Here is a 20,723-nt window from a genome sequence, read left to right as displayed (position 1 = left end):
GCGTCGTGCGCGGATCCCTGGTGCCGGCCCGACGCCCGCGCGGGGGACGTCCCCCGTGTCAGAACCCGAGCCGGTGCAGCTGCTTCGGGTCGCGCTGCCAGTCCTTGGCGACCTTGACGTGCAGGTCGAGGTACACGCGCGCGCCGAGCAGCGCCTCGATGCCCTTGCGGGCCCGGGTGCCGACGTCACGCAGGCGCGACCCGCCGCGCCCGATGACGATCGCCTTCTGCGAGTCGCGCTCGACGAAGAGGTTGACGCGCACGTCGAGCAGGGGCGGGCGGCCCTTCTCCTCGTCGTCGGTGCCCTCGCGCGGCACGATCTCCTCGACCTGCACGGCGAGCGAGTGCGGCAGCTCGTCGCGCACGCCCTCGAGCGCGGCCTCGCGCACGAGCTCGGCGACCATGACGGCCTCCGGCTCGTCCGTGAGCTCGCCGCCCGGGTAGAGCTCGGGGCCCTCGGGAAGGTGGGAGACGAGGACGTCGGTCAGCACGTCCACCTGGTACCCGTCCTGCGCGGAGACGGGCACGATGTCGGCCCAGCCGCCGGCCTGCTCGCCGAGACGGTCCACCGCGAGGAGGTGCGCGGCCAGCGTCGCGCGGTCCACGAGGTCGGCCTTCGTCACGACGGCGACGACGGGCGTGCCGCGGCGCCCGCGCATGAGCTCCGCGAGCTCGTTCGCGATGAACCGGTCGCCCGGGCCGATCTTCTGGTCCGCCGGGAGGCAGAACGCGATGACGTCGACCTCGGTGAGCGTCTCGCGTACGAGGTCGTTGAGGCGCTCGCCGAGCAGCGTGCGCGGTCGGTGCAGACCGGGCGTGTCGACGAGCACGAGCTGGGCGTCGGGCCGGTGCACGATGCCGCGGATCGTGTGCCGCGTCGTCTGCGGGCGCCCCGACGTGATCGCGACCTTCTGGCCGACGAGCGCGTTCGTCAGGGTCGACTTGCCCGCGTTGGGCCGTCCGACCAGGCAGGCGAAGCCGGAGCGGTGCTCGGGGGTGGTCGTGCTCACGGGGTGTCCTTCACGGTCGGGAGGGAGGGTCGGGCGTCGGCCGGGGTGTCCGGCTCGCCGGGCACGGCGGGGGTCGCCGCGTGGGAGACGAGGACGGTCGCGAGCTGCTTGCGGCGCCCCTGCACACGGTCGGCCTCGAGGCGCAGCCCGTGCACCTCGGCGACCGACCCGGGCAGCGGGACCTTGCCGAGCACCTTGGCGAGCAGGCCGCCGACGGTGTCCACGTCGTCGTCGTCCAGGTCGAGGCCGAAGAGCTCGCCGAGCTCGTCGACGTTCAGGCGCGCCGGGACGCGCAGCACGCCGTCGCCGAGGTCCTCGACCTCGGGCTCGGGCCGGTCGTGCTCGTCCGTGAGCTCGCCCACGATCTCCTCGAGCGCGTCCTCGATCGTCACGAGCCCGGCGATGCCCCCGTACTCGTCGACGACCATCGCGATGTGCGACGACGACGCCTGCATCTCGCGCAGGAGGTCGTCCACGGGCTTGGACTCGGGCACGAAGATCGCCGCGCGCGCCACGTCGCCGACGGGTCGCGCGTCCGTCCCGGGCCCGCCCTGCAGCACGCGCACGACGTCCTTGAAGTACGCGACGCCCACGAGGTCGTCCGCGGACGTGCCCGTGACGGGGATGCGCGAGAAGCCCGAGCGCAGGAACAGCGAGAGCGTCTTGCGCAACGGCGTGTCGCGCGACGTCGTGATCATGTCGGTGCGCGGGACCATGACCTCGCGCGTGAGCGTGCTGCCGAGCCCGAACACCGACCGGATGAGCTCGCGCTCCTCCTCCTCGATGGCCGCGGACTCGTTCACGCGGTCGACCATGTCCTGCAGCTCGCGCTCGTGCGCCCCGGAGTCGGGGGCCGGCGCGAGGCGCGTGAGCCAGCGGGTCGCCGCCACGACGCCGACCAGGAGGGTCGACAGCCCGAGCAGCACGCGCACCGCGTGGCGGCGCCCGAGCGAGCGCGGGCTGACGCGCGCGACGAGCAGCCCCACGACGACGCTCACGCCGAGCGCGACGAGCAGGACCTGCCACCACGGCTCGAGCCACGCGGCGACGAGCAGGGTGAGGCACGTGATGCCCGCGACCTCGGCGACGACGCGCACGAAGCCGATCGAGCGCGCGGACGCGGCCGGGTCGGCGAGCAGGGACAGCGCGCGCCGGCCCGAGGGGCGCGGCGGCGTCGCCGGGTCGTCGCCGAGCGCCGCCTCCGCGACCGCGGCGCGCGTCACGCGCAGCACGGCGGCCTCACCGGCGCTCAGGGCGGCGGCCAGCACGACCGTGACGACGGTCAGCGCCGCCAGGAGCGCGACGGGTTCGCCGCTCACCGGCCGGCGAGGAAGGTCAGGAGCAGCTTGCGCTGCAGCGCGAACATCTCCTTCTCCTCCTCCGGCTCGGCGTGGTCGTAGCCGAGCAGGTGCAGGATGCCGTGCGTCGTGAGCAGCAGCATCTCCTCCGCGGTCGAGTGGCCCGCGGCGACCGCCTGGCGCGCGGCGACCTCGGGGCACAGCACGACGTCGCCGAGCTGGCCCGGGCCGGACACCTCGCCGTCGCGGCCGGGACGCAGCTCGTCCATCGGGAACGAGAGCACGTCCGTGGGGCCGGGCTCGTCCATCCAGCGCACGTGCAGCTCGGACATCACGTCGGTGTCGACGAACAGGATCGACAGCTCGCTCTGGGGGTGCACGCGCATCGCGTCGAGCACGTAGCGCGCGAGCGCCGCGAACTCGGCCTCGTCGACCTCGGTCTCGGTCTCGTTGTTGACCTCGATGCTCACGCGTCGTCCCTCGTCCGTCGGTCGCGGTTCGCGGGGCGCCCGCGCCGCTCGTCGTCGCGGCGGCGCGGGCCGTTCCCCGCCGCCAGGTCCCACCGCGCGTACGCGTCGATGATCTCGCTCACGAGGCGGTGCCGCACCACGTCGGACGACGTCAGGCGGCAGAACTCGACGTCGTCGACGCCGGTCAGGACGTCCTCGATGACGCGCAGCCCCGACTGGGTGCCGCCCGGCAGGTCGACCTGCGTCGCGTCCCCGGTGATGACCATGCGCGACCCGAAGCCGAGGCGCGTGAGGAACATCTTCATCTGCTCGGTCGTCGTGTTCTGCGCCTCGTCGAGGATGATGAACGAGTCGTTGAGCGAGCGACCGCGCATGAACGCGAGCGGCGCGACCTCGATCGTGCCCGCCTCGATGAGCTTGGGGATCGAGTCCGGGTCGATCATGTCGTGCAGCGCGTCGTACAGCGGGCGCAGGTACGGGTCGATCTTCTCGGTGAGCGAGCCCGGCAGGAACCCGAGCCGCTCGCCCGCCTCGACGGCCGGGCGCGTGAGGATGATGCGGTTGACCTGCTTGGACTGCAGCGCCTGCACGGCCTTGGCCATCGCGAGGTACGTCTTGCCCGTGCCCGCGGGGCCGATGCCGAACGTGATGGTGTTCGCGTCGATCGCCTCGACGTAGCGCTTCTGGCCGACCGTCTTGGGGCGGATCGTGCGGCCGCGGCTCGACAGGATGTTGAGCGTCAGCACCTCGGCCGGTCGCGACGCGGTCGCGGCCGTGAGCATCGCGATCGACCGCGAGACGACGTCCGCGGTGAGCTGCGTGCCCGCCTCGACGACCTCGACGAGCTCGTCGAGCAGGCGGGACGCGAGCGCGACGTCCCCCGGCGGGCCGGAGACGGCGATCTCGTTGCCGCGCACGTGCACGTCGACGGCGGGGAACCCCTCCTCGACGGCCCGGAGCACGGAGTCGCGGCTGCCGAGGAGCGCCACCATCGGCACGTGGTTCGGGATGACGATGCGGTGCTCGACCCGGTGCGGCGCGGGTTCGGGTTCTCGGGACAGAGAGGTCATGAGCCGGCTTGCGCCGCTGCGCTCCTTCGGTCGGACGGTGGTGCCGGGGCCGCGCGGGCCCCGCAGATCCCCTCCATCGTACCGAGCGGCGCCGCGGCCCACACGCGCTTTCGCGCAGGGCTCAGGCCGGGGACCACCCGAGCTCGGCACCGGCGATCACGTGCCCGTGCACGTGGAACACGCTCTGGCCCGCGCGCGGTCCCGAGTTGAAGATGAGGCGGAACTGGCCGTCGGCCAGGTCCCCCGCCACCTCGTCCGCGAGGGCCACGACGTCGCTGAGCAGCTCCGGGTCGGCCGCCGCGAGCTGCGCGATGTCGCCGTGGTGGTCGCGCGGCACCACGAGCACGTGCACGGGAGCCTGGGGGTCGATGTCGCGGAACGCGACCGAGCGCTCGCTCGTCGCCACGACGTCCGCGGGCAGCTCGCCCGCGACGATGCGGCAGAAGAGGCAGTCCGGGTCGGTGCGCGCGTCGGTGCTCGTCATGCCCCCGAGGCTAGTCCACCGCCGTCGGGCACGCCCCAGCGACCGAGCCGCTCGGCGAGCAGCGCGACGGCCACCGGGCCCGCGGTCGACGTGCGCAGGACGTGCGGGCCCAGGCGCGCCGCGACGGCGCCCGCCGCGGTGAGGTCGTCGAGCTCGCGGTCGGAGATGCCGCCCTCGGGGCCGACGACGACGAGCACCTCGGGCCGCGAACCGTCCTCGGTCGCGGGACCGCCGGGCAGCACCACGTCGGCGAGCGGCGTCGTCGCCTCCTCGTGCAGCACGATCGCCCGGCCCCCGGCCCCGACGACGTCCGTCACGCGGGCCGCGAGCCCGCGCGAGTCGACCGCGAGCTCGACGTGCGGGAGGCGCGCGCGCCGCGCCTGCTTCGTCGCGGTGCGGACCGTCGCGAGCCAGCGTGCGCGGGACTTCGCGGCGCGCTCGCCGCGCCACACGACGACCGACCGCTCGGCCTGCCACGGGACGACGACGTCGACCCCGATCTCGGTCGCGGCCTCGATGGCCATCTCGTCGCGGTCGCCCTTGGCGAGCGCCTGCACGAGCGTCACGACGACGGCGGGCTCGGGCTCCCGGTCCACCTCCTGGACGAGGAGCGTGACGCGACCGGCGTCGGCGTGCTCGACGACGCACCGCAGGCGCAGCCCGTCGCCGTCGACGACGTCGACCCGCTCGCCCGCGCCGCGTCGTTGGACCACGCCCGCGTGGCGGCCCTCGGCGCCGTCGAGGACGTAGCGGTCGCCCGGCGCGACGGCGTCGAGACCCGTCTCGGCGAGGAACACCGGAGCACTCATGCGCCGCCCCCGCTCAGCGCCCGGAGAGCTTGTCGCGCAGGCGCGAGAACACGCCCGGGTGCGCGGCCGCGAGGCGCGGCTCGGGCCGCTCCTCGCCACGCAGCGCAGCGAGCGAGCGCAGCAGCTGCTCCTGCTCCGGGTCGAGCGCCGTGGGCACCTGGACCTCGATGTGGACGTTGAGGTCGCCGCGCCCCGAGCCGTGCAGGTGACCGACGCCGAGGTTCTTCAGCGTGACGATCTGGCCCGGCTGCGTGCCGGGGCGCAGGTCGATCTCCTGGGGGCCGTCGAGCGTCTCGAGCTCGAGCACCGTCCCGAGCGCGGCCGCCGTCATGGGCACCTGGAGCGTGCAGTGCAGGTCGTCGCCGCGGCGCACGAACGTGTCGTGGTTGCGCTCGCGGATCTCGACGTACAGGTCGCCGGCGGGCCCGCCCGCCGGGCCGACCTCGCCCTGCGCGGTGAGCTTGATGCGCGTGCCCGTGTCGACGCCGGCGGGGACGTTGACCGTGATCGTGCGACGGCTGCGCACGCGTCCCTCGCCGGAGCACTCGGCGCACGGCTCGGGGATGACGGTGCCGAACCCCTGGCACGCGGCGCACGGCGCGCTCGTCATGACCTGGCCGAGGAAGGAGCGCGCGACGCGCTGGACCGTGCCGCGGCCGTGGCACACGTCGCACGTGCGGGGGGACGTGCCGGGGCGGCAGCACGTGCCGCCGCACGTGCCGCACACGACGGCCGTGTCGACCTGGAGCTCGCGCTGCGCACCGAACGTCGCCTCGGCGAGGTCGATGTCGAGCCGCACGAGCGCGTCCTGGCCGCGCCGGGCGCGCGGGATCGGCCCTTGCTGCGCCTGGCCGCCGCCGAAGAACGTCTCGAAGATGTCCTGGAAGCCGAACCCGCCGCCCATGGGGCCGGTGCCGCCGCCCGGTGCGCTCGGGTCGACGCCGAGGTCGTACTGCTGGCGCTTCTCCGGGTTGGACAGCACCTCGTACGCGCGCGCGACGTCCTTGAAGCGGTCACCCGCGTCCTCGCCCGCGACGTCCGGGTGCAGCTCGCGCGCGAGCCTGCGGTACGCCTTCTTGATCTGGTCCTGGCTCGCGTCACGGGACACGCCGAGGATCTCGTAGTAGTCGCTCACACGTCACTCTCTGCTGGTGCGGGTCGTGAGGCCGGCGCGGGGCCGGTCGTGAAGGGTCGGGGGCGGGCGTCGTCGGCGCCTGCTCCCGGCGGGGTGGCCGCGGAGCGGCTCACGTGCCGAGCACCCGCGACAGGTAGCGCGCCACGGCGCGCACCGCGGCGATCGTCCCGGGGTAGTCCATGCGGGTCGGCCCGATCGAGCCGACGAGCGCGACCGTGTCTCCGTCGCTACCGTAACCGGTCGTCACGACGGAGGTCTCCGCGAGCCCCTCGAGCTGGGTCTCGTGCCCGATCCGGACGCTGACGCCCGACTCGGCGGCCATCTCGGTGAGCAGGCCGAGCAGGACGACCTGCTCCTCGAGCGCCTCGAGGACGGGGCGCAGCGCGTGCTCGAACCGCATCCCCGCCCGGGCGAGGTTCGCCGTGCCCGCGAGCACGAGGCGCTCCTCGCTCTCCTCGGCGAGCGTCTGGGCGACGAGGTCGCCCACCGCGCGCACGAGCGGTGCGTCGTCCGGGTGGAAGCTCTCCGTGACGGCCGCGAGCGCCGGCGCGAGGTCCGCGAGGCGCTTGCCCGCGGCCGCGGCGTTGAGACGTGCGCGCACCTCGGCGAGCGTGCCCTCGTCGGGCACGCTCGCGACCTCGAGCGTGCGCTGCTCGACGCGCCCCGTGTCCGTGATGATGACGACGAGCAGGCGCGTCTCCCCCACGGGCACGAGCTCGAGGTGGCGCAGCCCGGAGCGGCTGAGGGACGGGTACTGGACGACCGCGACCTGGCCGGTGAGCTGCGCGAGCAGGCGGCCGGCGCGGGCGATGACGTCGTCGAGGTCGACGCCCTCGGACAGGAAGGTCTCGATCGCGCGCTTCTCCGGCGCGGACAGCGGCTTGACGCTCGAGAGGCGGTCGACGAAGAGCCGGTAGCCCTTGTCCGTCGGGATGCGCCCGGCCGACGTGTGCGGCTGGGCGATGTAGCCGGCGTCCTCGAGGGCGGCCATGTCGTTGCGGATCGTCGCGGGCGAGACGCCCAGGCCGTGCCGCTCGGTGAGCACGCGCGACCCCACGGGCTCGCGCGTGAGGACGTAGTCCTCGACGATCGCCCGCAGCACCTCGAGCCGGCGCTCCTCGCTCACGTCCACCTCCCGCGTGCCGCGCCGCCCCCGCCCGGTCGGCGGGCGGGTGTCGGCACTCTCGTCCTCCGAGTGCCAATCCTACGCGTTCGCGCGGCGCGTCCTGCGGTCCTCCGCTCGCCGCGAACGCAGGTCCAGGAGCCCCACGACGAGCGCGACCGCGACGAGGGCGATCGTCACGACGAGGGCGCGCCCCGCGGCGTGCGCCGCGCGCTCCCCGCTCGCGAGGCCGCCGTAGTACACGGCGAGCACGACGGAGATGCCGACCGCCGAGCCGATGCGCTGGCCGAGCTGGAGCATGCTCCCGGCCACGCCGGCGCGCGTCACGGGCACCTCGGACAGGGTGAGCGTCTGGTTCGGGGCGATGACCGTCCCGCTGCCCGCGCCCGCGACGAGCAGCACGGCCGCGAGCGCCGGGCCCACCGCCCCCGGCCGGTCGCCGAGCACGCGCACGACGGCGTCCGCCGCGACCACCCCGACGAGGACCACGAGCAGGCCGCCCACGACGAGCTGCCTGCCCCACCGCGCGACCCAGCGACCGGAGAACCACGCCGAGATGCCCGACGCGACCGCGAACGGCGTCCCGACGAGCCCGGCCTGGAGCGGCGTGTACCCGAGCTCGTCCTGGAGGTAGAGGGTGATCACGAGGAAGAGGCCCGTGAACCCCGCGAAGTACGCGAGACCGAGCAGAGCGCCGTTGCGGAACGAGCCGAGCCCGACGACGTGCGGGTCGAGCACGGCGTCGCCCGTGCGGCGCTGGTAGCGCCGCTCCCAGGCGGCCGCGCCGACCCCGGCAGCGAGCGCCGCCGCCAGCCACCACCACCGTGACGCGTCGTCGCCTCGGCCCGTCGTCGTGACGAAGGGCATCATCACGGCGAGCGTGGTAGCGCCGAGCAGGCCGAGCCCGACGAGGTCGAGACGGCGTGCGCCGGCCCCGGGCGCGTGCGGCGGCGGCCCGGGCACGAGGCGCCACGCGAACGGGAGCAGGACGGCGACGACGGGGATGTTGACGAGGAACACCCACCGCCAGCCCGCCGCGGAGCCGGCCGCGGCGATGAGGAGCCCGCCGAGCAGCGGGCCGAGCGCCGTCGACACCCCGATCGTGGCGCCGAACGCGCCGAAGGCCCGGCCGCGCTCGCTCCCCGAGAACTGCTGCTGGATGATCCCGACGACCTGCGGGTTGAGCACCCCCGCGCTCACGCCCTGGAGCAGGCGGGCCACGCCCAGCCACGTGTCGGTCGGCGCGAGCCCCGACGCGAGGCTCATGAGCGCGAACCCGACGAGGCCGACCATGAACAGCGTCCGGCGCGACCCGGCGTCGCCGAGCCGGCCGGCCGGCACGAGCGCGAGGCCGAACGCGAGCGTGTAGCCCGCGACGACGAGCTGGAGCTGCGTCGGGCCCGCGCGCAGCGACGACTCGATCGACGGGAGGGCGACGTTGACGATCGACACGTCGAGCGTCGTGATGAAGCCCACCCCGAGGCAGACCGGGAGCACGCGCCAGCGCGCCGGGTCCGGCTCCGCGCGCGTGGGGCTCATCGCTCCGTGGTACCACCCCGTGCCCGGTGCGCGCGCGCCGGGCGCCACGCGCGCCCGGGCTCCGCGGACCCGCGGGGACGGTGTCCTAGGGTGACGGTCGTGTCCTTCGACCGCTACGGCTCCGACGTCCTCGGCGGCACGCCCGCCCCCTCCCACCACCGCGCGCGACCGGTGTCGCGGCCGCAGACCGCGGACCGCGGGCTCGTGGTCGAGGAGGTCCAGACGGGATGGGTCGGCGCCGTGGTCCGCGTCGAGAAGTCGGGCGGCATGCACGTCGTCGTGCTCGAGGACCGCGCGGGCCGCACGCGGACGTTCCCGCTCGGCCCGGGGTTCTGGGTCGACGGCGAGCCCGTCGTCCTCACGCCGCCCGTGACGTCGCGCGCCCCCGCCGCCCCGGCGCGCACGGCGTCGGGCTCGCGCGCCGTCGTCGGGCAACGGGCGCGCGTGGCCCGCGGCAGCCGCATCTGGGTCGAGGGCAAGCACGACGCCGAGCTCGTCGAGAAGGTGTGGGGGGACGACCTGCGCGTCGAGGGGGTCGTCGTCGAGCCCCTGCACGGCGTCGACGACCTCGCGGCGGCGCTCGCCGACTTCGGCCCGACGCCGCAGCGCCGCGTGGGCGTCCTCGTCGACCACCTCGTGCCCGGGAGCAAGGAGCGCCGCATCGCCGACGAGGCGCTGCGGCGCTCGCCCGCGGGCACGGTGCTCGTGCTCGGCCACCCGTACGTCGACGTGTGGCAGGCCGTGAAGCCCGCGCGGATCGGCCTCGAGCGGTGGCCCGTGATCGAACGGGGCACCGAGTGGAAGCGCGGCATCCTGCGCGAGCTCGGGTGGCCCGCGGAGTCCGCCGAGGACGTCGGGCGCGCGTGGCAGCGCATCCTCGGGACCGTCCGCTCCTACGCCGACCTCGAGCCCTCGCTGCTGGGTCGCGTCGAGGAGCTCATCGACTTCGTCACCGCGCCCTGAGACCGGGGCCGGGAACGCCCGTGCCCCGGCGTCGCGAGGCGGCGCCGGGGCACGAGGTGGACGACGGACCGCGTCAGGCGGCCGGGACGCCCCCGGACAGGCGCCGGTAGGCGTAGCCCACCGCGACGTAGCTCAGCGGGATCGTCACGAACAGGCCGAGACCGCACGGGATCGCGCCGAGGATGTTGATGCCGAGCAGCGCGAGCAGCAGCAGGAACACCTGCCCGAAGTTCTTCGCGACCATCGAGAAGCTCGTGCGGACCGCCGTGATCGCGTCGACGCCCTGGTCGAGCGCGACGTAGTAGACGAACGCGGAGAACAGCAGCACCGCGAGTCCCGGCAGGATGCACAGGAACAGGCCCACGCCGGTGAGGATGCCGACGATCAGCGCCGCGAGGAGCACGTTGACGACGTTGCCGATGCGGAAGAACGCCGCGACGTCCGGCTTGCGCCCGTCCACCTCGTCCAGCGCGCCGCGCGTGAAGAACGCGGTGACGAGGTAGCCGATCACGGTGCCCACGATCCCGAGCAGGATGTTCGTGAACGTGAGGCCCGTGACGGCGAGCACGTTGGTGTCGGTGTAGTCGAACTGGTCCTGGACCTGGTCGAAGCCGCCGGTGATCCAGTTCCACGCGACGTTCACCGCGAGGAAGATGAGCGCGACGAGGATCCACGGCCCGAGGTTCGACGTCACCTTGCGCCAGCCGTACGAGATCGCGTCGCCCACCGCGAAGGCGGGGCCGCCGACGCCGGGCTGCGGGGCGCCGTAGCCGCCCGCCGGCGGCGGGTACGACCCGGGCGGCGGGTAGCCGCCGCCGGCCGGGGGTGGCGCGTAGCCGCCGTCGGCCGGGGGCGGGAACGACCCGGGCGGCGGGGCCGTCGGGCCGGGTGCGTTCGGGTCGCCGGGCGCACCGGCCGGGGCGCCGTAGGCGTCCGGCGCCCCGTACGCGGGCGGGCCTGACGGGGGCCCGGCCGGGTCCTGCGGGCCGGAGCCGTCGCCCGGTGCGGGCTCGTCGTCGCGGGGCGGCTGACCGCCGGGGTTCGTGGGGTCCGTCATGGTGCACCTCGTTCCTCGTCGTCACGTGCCGCGGTCAGCACGCTCCCTCGACCTGCTCGGTCCTATCGTGGCTGCTCAGCGGCCCGGGTGCGCGGCGAGCGCCGCGCCGCGGGCGGCGTCAGACGGGCTGCTCCGCGTTGAGGCGGCGGTACACCCAGGCGGTCGCGATCTGCGCGACGGGCAGCGCGACGAGCAGGCCCACGTAGCACAGGAGCGTGCCGACGAGCTGTGCGAGGTACACCCCGAGGAACAGCAGCGCGACGGCGCCGAGGTTCTTGCTCACGACCGAGAAGCTCGCCTTGAACGCGTCGAACACGCCCAGGTTCTTGTCGATGACGTAGAACAGCGTGAACTGGGCGAAGAACACGAAGACGAGCGGCCCCAGCACCGTGATCGCCAGCACGCTGGTCGCGACGCCGATGAGCAGCGCCACGAGGACGACGGTGCCCAGGTTCGGGAACCGGAAGAAGTCCCCGTACTCCAGCTTCTTGCCCCGTGTGACGAGCAGCGAGACGTTGACCACGGCGGCCTGGACGAGGAACGACAGCACGGCGAAGACCCCGACGAACAGGAACGTGCCGAAGCCGAACGCGAACCCGCCCGCGGTGCTGATCTCCCCGGTCACGGGGTCGACCGTCGTCGTGGCGGTCCCCACGAGGAGCGCCCAGAACGCGACCGACAGCAGCGCGAGCACCGCCACGTAGGTGAGGACGCCCGCGATGATGACCCCGGCGTTCTGCGTGAACTTGTTCCAGCCGTAGCCGAACGCGTCGGTGACCTGGATCGCCGCGCCGGGCTGCCCCGGCTGCCCGTACGGCCCCGCCGGGGGCGGGTAGCCGCCCGGCTGCCCACCGTAGGGCGGCTGCCCCGGAGGCTGCTGCCCGTACGAGGCCTGCGGCGGGGCCTGCTGGCCGTAGGGGGTCTGCGGCGCGGGAGGCTGCTGCCCGTACGGCGGCTGGGCGGGCGGCGGGTATCCCGCGCCCGGAGCCGCCGGGCCCGTCGGCGCGGCGCCCGCGGGCGCACCGTACGGCTGGGCGGGCTGGGACGGCGAGGGCTGGGGCTGCGCGGGCGGGGGCGACGCGGGCGGCTGGTACCCGCCGGGCGCCTCGCCGTACGGCGACGCCGGGGGCGGGCCCGCCGGCGCGGCCTGCGGGGACGTGGGCGGCGGGGACACCGGCGTCTGCGGGGCGGGCGACGCCGGCGGCTCGGGGGCGGCCTCCCGGGGCGGGACCGGCTGGTCGCTCGCGTACGGGTCCTGCGGTGCCTGCGGCTCGTTCTCGTCCCGCGGCGGGCCGCCGGCGGTGCTGTCGCTCATGAGTCTCCTCGGTCGGTTCCGGTGGACCACGCGCGGGCGGGCAGCCCGCCCGGATGTGGACGTCGTGTGTCGGTCGCACATTTCGTGGCCCGTGAGGACAACCCTGGCGGGATTCGTCCGGTTCCGCTAGAGGAAACGCCGGGATCTGCGCAGGCCCGCGCGGATCTCACCCGGTCGCGCGCGAGGTCGTGGCGCGGGGCGGGCACGGGGCGGGCACGGGGATCAGCCGGTCGACGACCCGAGCCCTGCGGCGCGCGTCAACCCGTCCACGACGACCTTCGCGTACGCGGCCGTGCCCGCCTCCGTGGGGTGCACGCCGTCCGGCCCGAGCACCGCGGGGTCGGCGGCGACGGCCGCGGACCAGTCCGCGACGACGACGCCGGGGTGCCGCTCCGCGGCGGCGACCATCTCGGCGTTCGTGCCGGGGACCCACGGGCGGTCGGCGTACCCCGTGACGAGCACGACGCGACGACCGGGCCCGACGGCCGCGAGCAGCTCGTCGAGGGAGGCGGCGTTCGCGGTGCTGTTCGTGCCGAGCGACACGACGACGTAGGGGCGCAGGGCGCCCGCGTCGCGGGCCGTGGCGAGCGCGGCCGGACCGTCCTTCACCTGGCGCGAGACCGCGCCGTCGACGTACGCGCCGGGCAGCGCCGCGGTGAGCGCGGGGGCGCTCGCGAGCGTCACCGAGTCCCCGACGACGGTGACCTGGTCTCCCGGCGGGGCGACGGCGGGGGCGGTCTCCGCGGGCGCGTCGGCCTCCGCCGGGGCGGGCTCCTCGGTCGCCTCGCCTTCCCCCGGGGCGGGCTCCTCGGCGTCCGGCTGCGGTGCCGGCGCCGCGGCGTCGGGCCCGGCCTGCGTCGCGCGTGCGGCCTGCTCCCCCGCGGCGATCTGCCGCTCGACGCTCGTGGTGGCGGGCGCGTTGACGACGCCGGCGGCGCAGAGCCCGACGACGAGCGCGCACGACCCCGCGAGCGCCCACCCCCGACGCGTGAGGGCCCGCGACGCGGCGTCGTCGGGTCCCGGTTGCAGACGCCGGGCGAGGTCGCGCGCGGCGCCGCGCAGACCGCGCCGCAGCACGGGACGCTCGACGTACCGGAAGGAGAGCGCCGCCGCGACGACCGTGACGGCGAGGGTCACGACGACCACCGCCGGGTGCACCGCACCGGGCGGCACGGGGCCGACGACGGCGCCGAGCGTGGCCGACGCGAGGACGAGCACGGGCCAGTGCCACAGGTACAGCCCGTACGAGCGCCGTCCGACCCACCCCAGCGGGCCGCGGTCGAGCTGTGCCCCCACGCCCGGCAGGCACACGACGGCGTTGAGCACCGCCGTCGCGGCGACGGCGCACACGAGCAGTCCGCCGCGGTACGCGAGCGCGTCGTCCCAGCGCAGCGTCGCGACGGCGGCCACGAGCACGACGGCGCCCGCCACCCCGCCGACGAGCACGGCGAGCCGGCCGCGGGGCGTGCGCACGCGGGGACCGCCGGGGAGGAGGGCGTGCGCGTCGTCGTCGTCGCCGCCGTGGTCACCGCCGTGGGGACGCGTCACGGGCCGCGCGTGCCAGAACGCGAGCGCCGCGCCGGCCATGAGCGCGAAGAGGTGCGTGTCCGTGCCGACGTACACGCGCGTCGGGTCGGTGCCGGGCGCGTACAGGAGCGCCATGAGTCCCACGGAGGCGAGCGCGAGACCGGCGGCGGCCCACGGCGCGTGGCGCCGCAGGGGGCGCACGGCGCACAGGAGCACCACCGCGAGGGGCCACAGGAGGTAGAACTGCTCCTCGACCGCGAGCGACCAGAGGTTGCCGAACAGGTGCGGGAGCAGCGCGCCCGAGTAGGTCGCGCCGCTCGCGACGTCGACCCAGTTGCTCGTGAAGGTCGCGGCGCCGAGCAGCTGCGGCCCGATGCCGACAAGCACGTCCCCGCCGACGACGGCCGCGACCGCCGTGCACACCGCGACCACGAGGACGAGTGCGGGGAGCAGGCGCCTGGCCCGGCGCGCCCAGAACGCGCGCAGGCCCACGTGGTGCCGGTCGCGGTGCTCGCGCACGAGGAGGGTCGTGATGAGGAAGCCCGACAGGACGAAGAAGACGTCCACGCCCACGTACCCGCCCGGGAACGTGGCCGGGGCGACGTGGAACGCGACGACGACGGCGACCGCGAGCGCCCGCAGGCCGTCCAGCCCCGGCATGCGCCGGTAGCGCACGGTCGGGCGACCGGGGCGGCGCGCGCCGGGGGCGCGCACGTGCCCGAGGACCCGAGGAGCCTCGAGCGTCGGGCGACCGTCCCCCGCGGGGGTCGTCCCGTGCCGAGATGCCTCGTGGGTCGTCGTCACTCGTCCGTGATCTCCCGTACCACCGTGTCCGCCAGCAACCGTCCCCGCAGGGTGAGCACCGCGCGTCCGGCGACCGCCGCACGGCCGTCGAGGAGCCCGTTCGCGACGAGCCCGGCGACGGCGCGCCGTCCGGCCGGGGACAGGACCGCGAGGTCGAGACCCTCGTGCAGCCGCACGCCGAGCATCGCCTGCTCGAGCCGGCCCTGGTCCCGCGTGAGGAGCTCACGCCCGGCGGCGGGGCTCGTGCCCGCCTCGAGCAGCGCCGCGTACCGGCGCGGGTGCTTCACGTTCCACCATCGCACGCCGACCCCGGCGTCCCCGGCCGACGCGCCCGTGTCGTCGGTCACGACGCCCGGGCCCGCCGGCGAGGCCGCGGGCGCGCCACCGGCCGAGGGTGCGAGGGCGTCAGGCGCCGCGACGTAGGAGTGCGCGCCAGGACCGATCCCCCACCAGTCGTCGCCGCGCCAGTAAGCGAGGTTGTGGCGGCAGCGGTCGTCGTCGGTGCGGGCCCAGTTGCTCACCTCGTACCAGGTGAGCCCGGCGGCGGTGAGCAGCTCGTCGGCCAGCTCGTACTTCGTCGCCTGGTCGTCCTCGCTCGGCAGCGCGAGCTCGCCGCGGCGCACCTGGGCGGCCATCCTGGTGCCCGGCTCGACGACGAGCGCGTACGCGGAGACGTGGTCGACGCCGGTCGCGAGCGCAGCCTCCAGGCTCGCCCGCCAGTCGTCGAGGCTCTCCCCCGGGGTGCCGTAGATGAGGTCGAGCGAGACCTGGAGGCCCGCGTCGCGCGCCCAGCGCACGACGTCGGGGACGCGCCGCGGGTCGTGCGTGCGCTCGAGGGTCGCGAGCACGTGCGGCACGGCCGACTGCATGCCGAACGAGACGCGCGTGAACCCGGCGTCGGCGAGCTCGGTGAGGGACGCCGGCGTGACGGAGTCCGGGTTGGCCTCGGTCGTGACCTCCGCGTCGGGCGCGAGACCCCACGCGTCGCGCACGCCGCCCAGCAGGCGGACCAGGTCCCCGGCGGGCAGGAGCGTGGGCGTGCCGCCGCCCACGAACACGGTCGAGACGGGCCGCTCGGGCAGCCCGGCGTCGCGCAGGACGCGCACCGCGAGGTCGACCTCGCGCAGCGCGGTCGTGGCGTACGACGCCTGGCTCGCTCCCCCGCCGAGCTCGGAGGCCGTGTACGTGTTGAAGTCGCAGTACCCGCACCGCACCGAGCAGAACGGGACGTGCAGGTACACGCCGAAGCCGCGCCGCGCCGTCGGGCCCGACGTGCCGTCCGGTGACGACGGGCCGGACCCGGCGACCCACGCGGGCAGCGAGCCGTCGGGCGGGACCGGCTCGCCCTCGGGCAGCGCCGGGCTCACTTCTTCGACTTGTCCTTGGCGTCCTTGCCGCCCGCGGCGTCGGAGGAGAGCGCGGCGATGAAGGCGTCCTTCGGGACCTCGACGGACCCGATGTTCTTCATGCGCTTCTTGCCCTCCTTCTGCTTCTCGAGCAGCTTGCGCTTGCGGCTGATGTCGCCGCCGTAGCACTTGGCGAGGACGTCCTTGCGCATCGCGCGCACGGTCTCGCGCGCGATGACGCGCGCGCCGACGGCCGCCTGGATCGGCACCTCGAACTGCTGGCGCGGGATGATCTCCTTGAGCTTGGCGGTCATCATCACGCCGTAGTCGTACGCCTTGTCCTTGTGCACGATCGCGCTGAAGGCGTCGACCTGCTCGCCCTGGAGCAGGATGTCCACCTTGACGAGGTCGGCCACCTGGTCGCCCGACGGCTCGTAGTCGAGCGACGCGTACCCGCGCGTGCGGGACTTGAGCTGGTCGAAGAAGTCGAACACGATCTCGGCGAGCGGCAGCGTGAAGCGCAGCTCGACGCGGTCCTCCGAGAGGTAGTCCATGCCGAGCATCTGCCCGCGGCGGTCGTTGCACAGGCCCATGACGGTGCCGACGAACTCGCTCGGCGCGAGGATCGTCGCGCGCACGACGGGCTCGCTGACCTGCTTGATCTTGCCGCCCGGGAACTCCGACGGGTTGGTCACCTTGACGACCGTGCCGTCCTCGAGCGTGACGTCGTAGACGACGTTCGGCGCCGTCGAGATGAGGTCGAGGTCGAACTCGCGCTCGAGCCGCTCGCGCACGATCTCCAGGTGCAGCAGGCCGAGGAACCCGACGCGGAAGCCGAAGCCGAGAGCGACCGACGTCTCGGGCTCGTAGTTGAGCGCGGCGTCGTTGAGCTTGAGCTTGTCGAGCGCGTCGCGCAGCACCGGGTAGTCCGTGCCGTCGATCGGGTACAGGCCCGAGAAGACCATGGGCTTCGGGTCGGAGTAGCCGCCGAGCGCCTCGTCCGCGGGCTTGGCCGCGTTCGTCACCGTGTCGCCGACCTTGGACTGGCGCACGTCCTTCACGCCCGTGATGAGGTAGCCGACCTCGCCCACGCCGAGGCCCTTGGTGACGATCGGCTCGGGCGAGATGACGCCGATCTCGAGGAGCTCGTGCGTCGCGCGCGTCGACATCATGACGATGCGCTCGCGCGGGTTGAGGTTGCCGTCGACGACGCGCACGTACGTGACGACGCCGCGGTACGTGTCGTACACCGAGTCGAAGATCATGGCGCGCGCCGGGGCGTCGGGGTCGCCGACGGGGGCGGGCACGCGCTCGACGATGCGGTCGAGCAGCGCCTCGACGCCCGCGCCCGTCTTGCCCGAGACCTTGAGCACGTCGTCCGGGTCGCCGCCCACGAGGTTCGCGAGCTCCTCGGCGTACTTCTCGGGCTGCGCGGCGGGCAGGTCGATCTTGTTGAGGACCGGGATGATCTCGAGCTCGTTCTCCATCGCGAGGTAGAGGTTCGCGAGGGTCTGCGCCTCGATGCCCTGCGCCGCGTCGACGAGCAGCACGGCGCCCTCGCACGCGGCGAGCGAGCGCGAGACCTCGTAGGTGAAGTCGACGTGGCCCGGGGTGTCGATCATGTTGAGCGCGTGCGGCGTCTCGGCCCCGTCCACGTCGACGGCCCACGGCATGCGCACGGCCTGCGACTTGATCGTGATGCCGCGCTCGCGCTCGATGTCCATGCGGTCGAGGTACTGCGCGCGCATCGCGCGCGGCTCGACGACACCGGTGAGCTGCAGCATGCGGTCGGCCAGGGTCGACTTGCCGTGGTCGATGTGCGCGATGATGCAGAAGTTCCGGATCAGCTCGGGCGGCGTGGCCGCGGGCTGGATGCGGGTGCTCGGCTGGGCGCTGGGGATCGGGGACAACGCGGGTGCGCTCCTGGGAGTGGCGTGCGGGTCGGGCCGCGCGCCGCGAGGGCGGGGCGCGCCGACGGTCGCTCTCGGGCGGGCGGGAACGACCATTGTCCCACGTCCTGCGGCGGCCCGGTCCTCGTCCCGCCGCCCTGCGAGACCGCCCGGCCCGGCCTAGCGTGGAGGGTCCGCCGGCGCCGCGCGCCGGACCGTCGACGAGAGGAGCTCTCATGGCCGACCGGGACCTCGCCGGACGCCGCGTGCTGGCGATCGTGACCAACTACGGCGTCGAGCAGGACGAGCTCGTCGTCCCGCTGGAGCACCTGCGGGAGAAGGGGGCTGCCGTCGACGTCGCCGCCGCGTCGGCCGACGACGTGCAGACGCTCGTCGACGACAAGGACCCCGGGCGCACCGTCAGCCCGACCCTCACCCACGCCGACGCCGACCCCGCCGCGTACGACCTGCTGCTCGTGCCGGGCGGGACGATCAACGCCGACACGCTGCGCCTCCAGGACGACGCCGTGAGCCTCATACGCGCGTTCACGGCCGCGGGCAAGCCGGTCGCGGCGATCTGCCACGGCCCGTGGGCGCTCATCGAGGCGGCTGCCGTCGAGGGCAAGACGCTCACGAGCTACCCCTCGCTGGAGACCGACGTGCTCAACGCGGGCGGCGCGTGGGTGGACCGCCCGGTCGTGCGCGACGACGACGGCTACACGCTCGTCACCTCGCGCGACCCGGGCGACCTCGACGCCTTCCTCCGCGAGGTGGACGCCGTCCTCGCCGGCTGACGGGGCCTCCCCGCGCGTGGGTGCCTCGTGGCAGGCTCCGGCCATGGACGACGGCCTCGACCACCTCGCGCTCCTGTCCCGGTTCCAGGGTGCGTTCCTCGCGCTCGTGCCCGACGCCGACCCGCGCGCTCCCGTGCCCGCGTGCGGACGGTGGCGGGTCCGCAACCTCGTCGAGCACCTGGGCCGCATCCACCACTGGGCGGCTGCCCAGGCGCGGCGGCGCCACGAGACGCCGCTCGGGCGCGGGCCGTTCGACCTCGCCCCGTTCTACGCCGAGCACGCGGCCGAGCTGCGCGCGACGCTCGCCGAGCTCGACCCCGACGCGCGGGCGTGGACCCTGCTCGAGCCCGACGACCCCGGCTCGACCGTGCGGTTCTGGCACCGGCGCCAGACGCACGAGACGCTCGTCCACCTCCACGACCTGCACGCCGCGTGCGGCCGCGCGGTGGACGACGTCGCGCCGGCCGTGTGGGCGGACACCGTCGACGAGGTCGTCACCGTCATGCAGCCGCGCCAGGTCCGCCTCGACCGGGTCGGCCCGGTCGAGCGGCCCGTCACGCTGCAGGCGACGGACGCCGGGCGGTCGTGGACCTTCGGTGCGGGCGACACTGTCGCGACCGTGCGCGCGCCCGCGCGCGAGCTCGCGCTCGTGCTGTGGGGTCGCCGCACGCCCGAGGAGGCCGGCGTCGTCGTCGAGGGCGACCCCGCGGCGCTGACCAGGGCGCTCGACGGCCGGATCACCCCCTGACGCGCGCGGGTCGCGCCGGGGCGACCGGTAGATTGCGCGCGTGACTCGCAACCGATGGCTCGGACTCCTCACCGACGTGGCGCGCGCCGTCGCGTCGGGGCTCACGCGCTCGCAGGGAACCCCGGGCGGCACGGACACCCGGGGCCGCGGCACGGGCAGCACCACGGGCTCCGGCGCCGCGGCGACCCGTGCGCCGGGGCGCGGCCGGGCGCCGTCGGGCCGCACCCCGACCCCGGGCCCTCGGCCGTCGCCTCCGCGCCAGGGCGGCGCGCCCGCGAGGACCGCGACCCGCGCGGGCGGGTACCCCGGCGACTACGAGGGCGCGGTGCGCGCCCAGTACGCGCCCGAGCTCGACGGCGACCCGGACCCGGGCGAGATCGTGTGGACGTGGGTCCCGTACGAGGAGGACCACTCGCAGGGCAAGGACCGCCCCGTGCTCCTCGTCGGGTCCGACGGCGCGTGGCTCCTCGGCGTCATGCTCACGAGCAAGGACCACTCGCGCGACGCGCACGACGAGGCGCGGTGGGGCCGCTACTGGCTCGACATCGGCTCCGGCCCGTGGGACGCCAAGGGCCGGGACAGCGAGGTGCGGCTCGACCGCGTGATCCGGGTCGACCCGGACGCGGTCCGACGCGAGGGCGCCGTCGTGGGCCGCGACGTCTTCGACCGCGTCGTGCGGGGCATCGCCGAGCACCGCTGAGGACGTTCGAGCCCGATTGGGCTCTGAGCGGTCGCGCTGGTATTCTTGTTGGTCGCGTGTCCGCCCAGGTCGGCGGGCACAGCCCCAGCCCCTCTCCACGGGTTCCCCACCCCAGTCCCGGAGCTGGAGCCGCCCTCTACGACCTATCCGCTCGCTCCGGCGAACAGAACCAGAAAGTCCACACGTGGCCAACATCAAGTCCCAGATCAAGCGCATCCGTACGAACGAGAAGGCTCGCCTGCGCAACAAGGCGGTCAAGTCCGAGCTCAAGACGTACGTGCGCCGCGTGCGCGAGGCCGTCGCCGCCGGCGACAAGGAGGCGGCGACCACCGCGCTCCAGGCTGCCTCGCGCAAGCTCGACAAGGCCGTCTCGAAGGGCGTCATCCACGCGAACCAGGCCGCGAACCGCAAGTCGGCCATCGCGAAGGCCGTCAACGCTCTCTGAGCGCACGGTTCGCCCGCGTCGCCGTGACCCGCTGATCGTCGCGACGACCGCACAGGCTTCCCACGAGGGGCGCCCCCCCCCCCCGGGGGGGGGCCCCCGGGGGAGGCCCCGCCCCCCCCGGCCGCCCCGGGCCCCCCCCGGCCGGCGCGGGGGGGGGCGCCGCGCGGGGGCCCCCCCGGGGGGTGGGCCGGGGCGGCG

At 75.0% G+C, this 20,723-nt stretch carries 19 protein-coding genes; 5 read left to right on the top strand and 14 right to left on the bottom strand.

The genetic code is table 11. The features are described 5' to 3' along the window. Window positions 1-58: 58 nt before the first annotated feature. From era to GYH36_RS13255, 9 genes are all read right to left on the bottom strand, one after another. The gene (gene era, locus GYH36_RS13295) at window positions 59-1,009 is read right to left on the bottom strand and encodes a GTPase Era (protein ID WP_162290081.1); all 951 of its coding nucleotides are present in this window, start codon (window positions 1,007-1,009) and stop codon (window positions 59-61) included. Then, the gene (locus tag GYH36_RS13290) at window positions 1,006-2,328 is read right to left on the bottom strand and encodes a hemolysin family protein (protein ID WP_162290080.1); all 1,323 of its coding nucleotides are present in this window, start codon (window positions 2,326-2,328) and stop codon (window positions 1,006-1,008) included. The genes era and GYH36_RS13290 overlap by 4 nt, the downstream gene beginning before the upstream one ends. Further along, complete coding sequence (gene ybeY / locus GYH36_RS13285) at window positions 2,325-2,777, bottom strand: rRNA maturation RNase YbeY (protein ID WP_162290079.1); 453 nt, start codon at window positions 2,775-2,777, stop codon at window positions 2,325-2,327. Before ybeY ends, GYH36_RS13290 begins: the two co-directional genes overlap by 4 nt. Then, window positions 2,774-3,847 (bottom strand): PhoH family protein, encoded by a 1,074-nt coding sequence (locus GYH36_RS13280; RefSeq protein ID WP_024840843.1) that lies wholly within the window; start codon window positions 3,845-3,847, stop codon window positions 2,774-2,776. The genes ybeY and GYH36_RS13280 overlap by 4 nt, the downstream gene beginning before the upstream one ends. Before the next feature lie 121 nt (window positions 3,848-3,968). Next, window positions 3,969-4,331, bottom strand: coding sequence for an HIT domain-containing protein (locus tag GYH36_RS13275; RefSeq protein WP_024840842.1), 363 nt, complete (start codon window positions 4,329-4,331; stop codon window positions 3,969-3,971). Continuing rightward, on the bottom strand, window positions 4,328-5,140 hold the full coding sequence (locus GYH36_RS13270) for a 16S rRNA (uracil(1498)-N(3))-methyltransferase (RefSeq protein WP_024840841.1): 813 nt from the start codon (window positions 5,138-5,140) through the stop codon (window positions 4,328-4,330). Before GYH36_RS13270 ends, GYH36_RS13275 begins: the two co-directional genes overlap by 4 nt. Window positions 5,141-5,153: 13 nt before the next feature. Next, the gene (gene dnaJ / locus GYH36_RS13265) at window positions 5,154-6,275 is read right to left on the bottom strand and encodes a molecular chaperone DnaJ (protein WP_024840840.1); all 1,122 of its coding nucleotides are present in this window, start codon (window positions 6,273-6,275) and stop codon (window positions 5,154-5,156) included. 109 nt (window positions 6,276-6,384) lie between these two features. Further along, complete coding sequence (hrcA, locus tag GYH36_RS13260; protein ID WP_024840839.1) at window positions 6,385-7,401, bottom strand: heat-inducible transcriptional repressor HrcA; 1,017 nt, start codon at window positions 7,399-7,401, stop codon at window positions 6,385-6,387. A 78-nt stretch (window positions 7,402-7,479) separates the two neighbouring features. Further along, window positions 7,480-8,937 (bottom strand): MFS transporter, encoded by a 1,458-nt coding sequence (locus GYH36_RS13255; protein WP_162290078.1) that lies wholly within the window; start codon window positions 8,935-8,937, stop codon window positions 7,480-7,482. A 99-nt stretch (window positions 8,938-9,036) separates the two neighbouring features. Between GYH36_RS13255 and GYH36_RS13250 the strand changes: the two genes are divergently transcribed. Further along, window positions 9,037-9,900: a DUF3097 domain-containing protein gene (locus tag GYH36_RS13250; protein ID WP_162290077.1), complete on the top strand. Its 864-nt coding sequence runs from the start codon at window positions 9,037-9,039 to the stop codon at window positions 9,898-9,900. A gap of 73 nt (window positions 9,901-9,973) precedes the next feature. Here GYH36_RS13250 and GYH36_RS13245 read toward each other — a convergent pair whose 3' ends face one another. The 5 genes from GYH36_RS13245 to lepA form a co-directional block, all read right to left on the bottom strand. Next, complete coding sequence (locus GYH36_RS13245) at window positions 9,974-10,957, bottom strand: DUF2189 domain-containing protein (RefSeq protein WP_162290076.1); 984 nt, start codon at window positions 10,955-10,957, stop codon at window positions 9,974-9,976. Between the two features lie 118 nt (window positions 10,958-11,075). Further along, the gene (locus GYH36_RS13240; RefSeq protein ID WP_162290075.1) at window positions 11,076-12,272 is read right to left on the bottom strand and encodes a DUF2189 domain-containing protein; all 1,197 of its coding nucleotides are present in this window, start codon (window positions 12,270-12,272) and stop codon (window positions 11,076-11,078) included. A gap of 222 nt (window positions 12,273-12,494) precedes the next feature. Beyond that, the gene (locus GYH36_RS13235; RefSeq protein WP_162290074.1) at window positions 12,495-14,603 is read right to left on the bottom strand and encodes an acyltransferase family protein; all 2,109 of its coding nucleotides are present in this window, start codon (window positions 14,601-14,603) and stop codon (window positions 12,495-12,497) included. After that, window positions 14,600-15,970 carry a radical SAM family heme chaperone HemW gene (gene hemW, locus GYH36_RS13230; RefSeq protein ID WP_162290073.1) on the bottom strand — a complete coding sequence of 457 codons (1,371 nt, stop codon included), beginning with the start codon at window positions 15,968-15,970 and terminating at the stop codon, window positions 14,600-14,602. Before hemW ends, GYH36_RS13235 begins: the two co-directional genes overlap by 4 nt. Continuing rightward, a complete protein-coding gene (gene lepA / locus GYH36_RS13225; protein WP_024840832.1) occupies window positions 15,967-17,859 on the bottom strand; it encodes a translation elongation factor 4 in 1,893 nt (630 codons plus the stop codon). Before lepA ends, hemW begins: the two co-directional genes overlap by 4 nt. Before the next feature lie 215 nt (window positions 17,860-18,074). Between lepA and GYH36_RS13220 the strand changes: the two genes are divergently transcribed. From GYH36_RS13220 to rpsT, 4 genes are all read left to right on the top strand, one after another. Beyond that, window positions 18,075-18,632 (top strand): DJ-1/PfpI/YhbO family deglycase/protease, encoded by a 558-nt coding sequence (locus tag GYH36_RS13220; RefSeq protein ID WP_162290072.1) that lies wholly within the window; start codon window positions 18,075-18,077, stop codon window positions 18,630-18,632. 43 nt (window positions 18,633-18,675) lie between these two features. Continuing rightward, window positions 18,676-19,380: a maleylpyruvate isomerase family mycothiol-dependent enzyme gene (locus tag GYH36_RS13215; RefSeq protein WP_162290071.1), complete on the top strand. Its 705-nt coding sequence runs from the start codon at window positions 18,676-18,678 to the stop codon at window positions 19,378-19,380. A gap of 40 nt (window positions 19,381-19,420) precedes the next feature. Next, complete coding sequence (locus GYH36_RS20355) at window positions 19,421-20,080, top strand: type II toxin-antitoxin system PemK/MazF family toxin (RefSeq protein ID WP_162290070.1); 660 nt, start codon at window positions 19,421-19,423, stop codon at window positions 20,078-20,080. 184 nt (window positions 20,081-20,264) lie between these two features. Next, on the top strand, window positions 20,265-20,525 hold the full coding sequence (rpsT, locus tag GYH36_RS13205; protein WP_024840828.1) for a 30S ribosomal protein S20: 261 nt from the start codon (window positions 20,265-20,267) through the stop codon (window positions 20,523-20,525). Window positions 20,526-20,723: the final 198 nt, after the last annotated feature.

It is taken from the genome of Cellulosimicrobium composti, assembly GCF_010287905.1.
GTDB lineage: Bacteria > Actinomycetota > Actinomycetes > Actinomycetales > Cellulomonadaceae > Cellulosimicrobium > Cellulosimicrobium composti.
The sequence above is the reverse complement of the archived record's forward strand: the minus strand, read 5'-3'. Positions and strand labels throughout refer to the sequence as shown.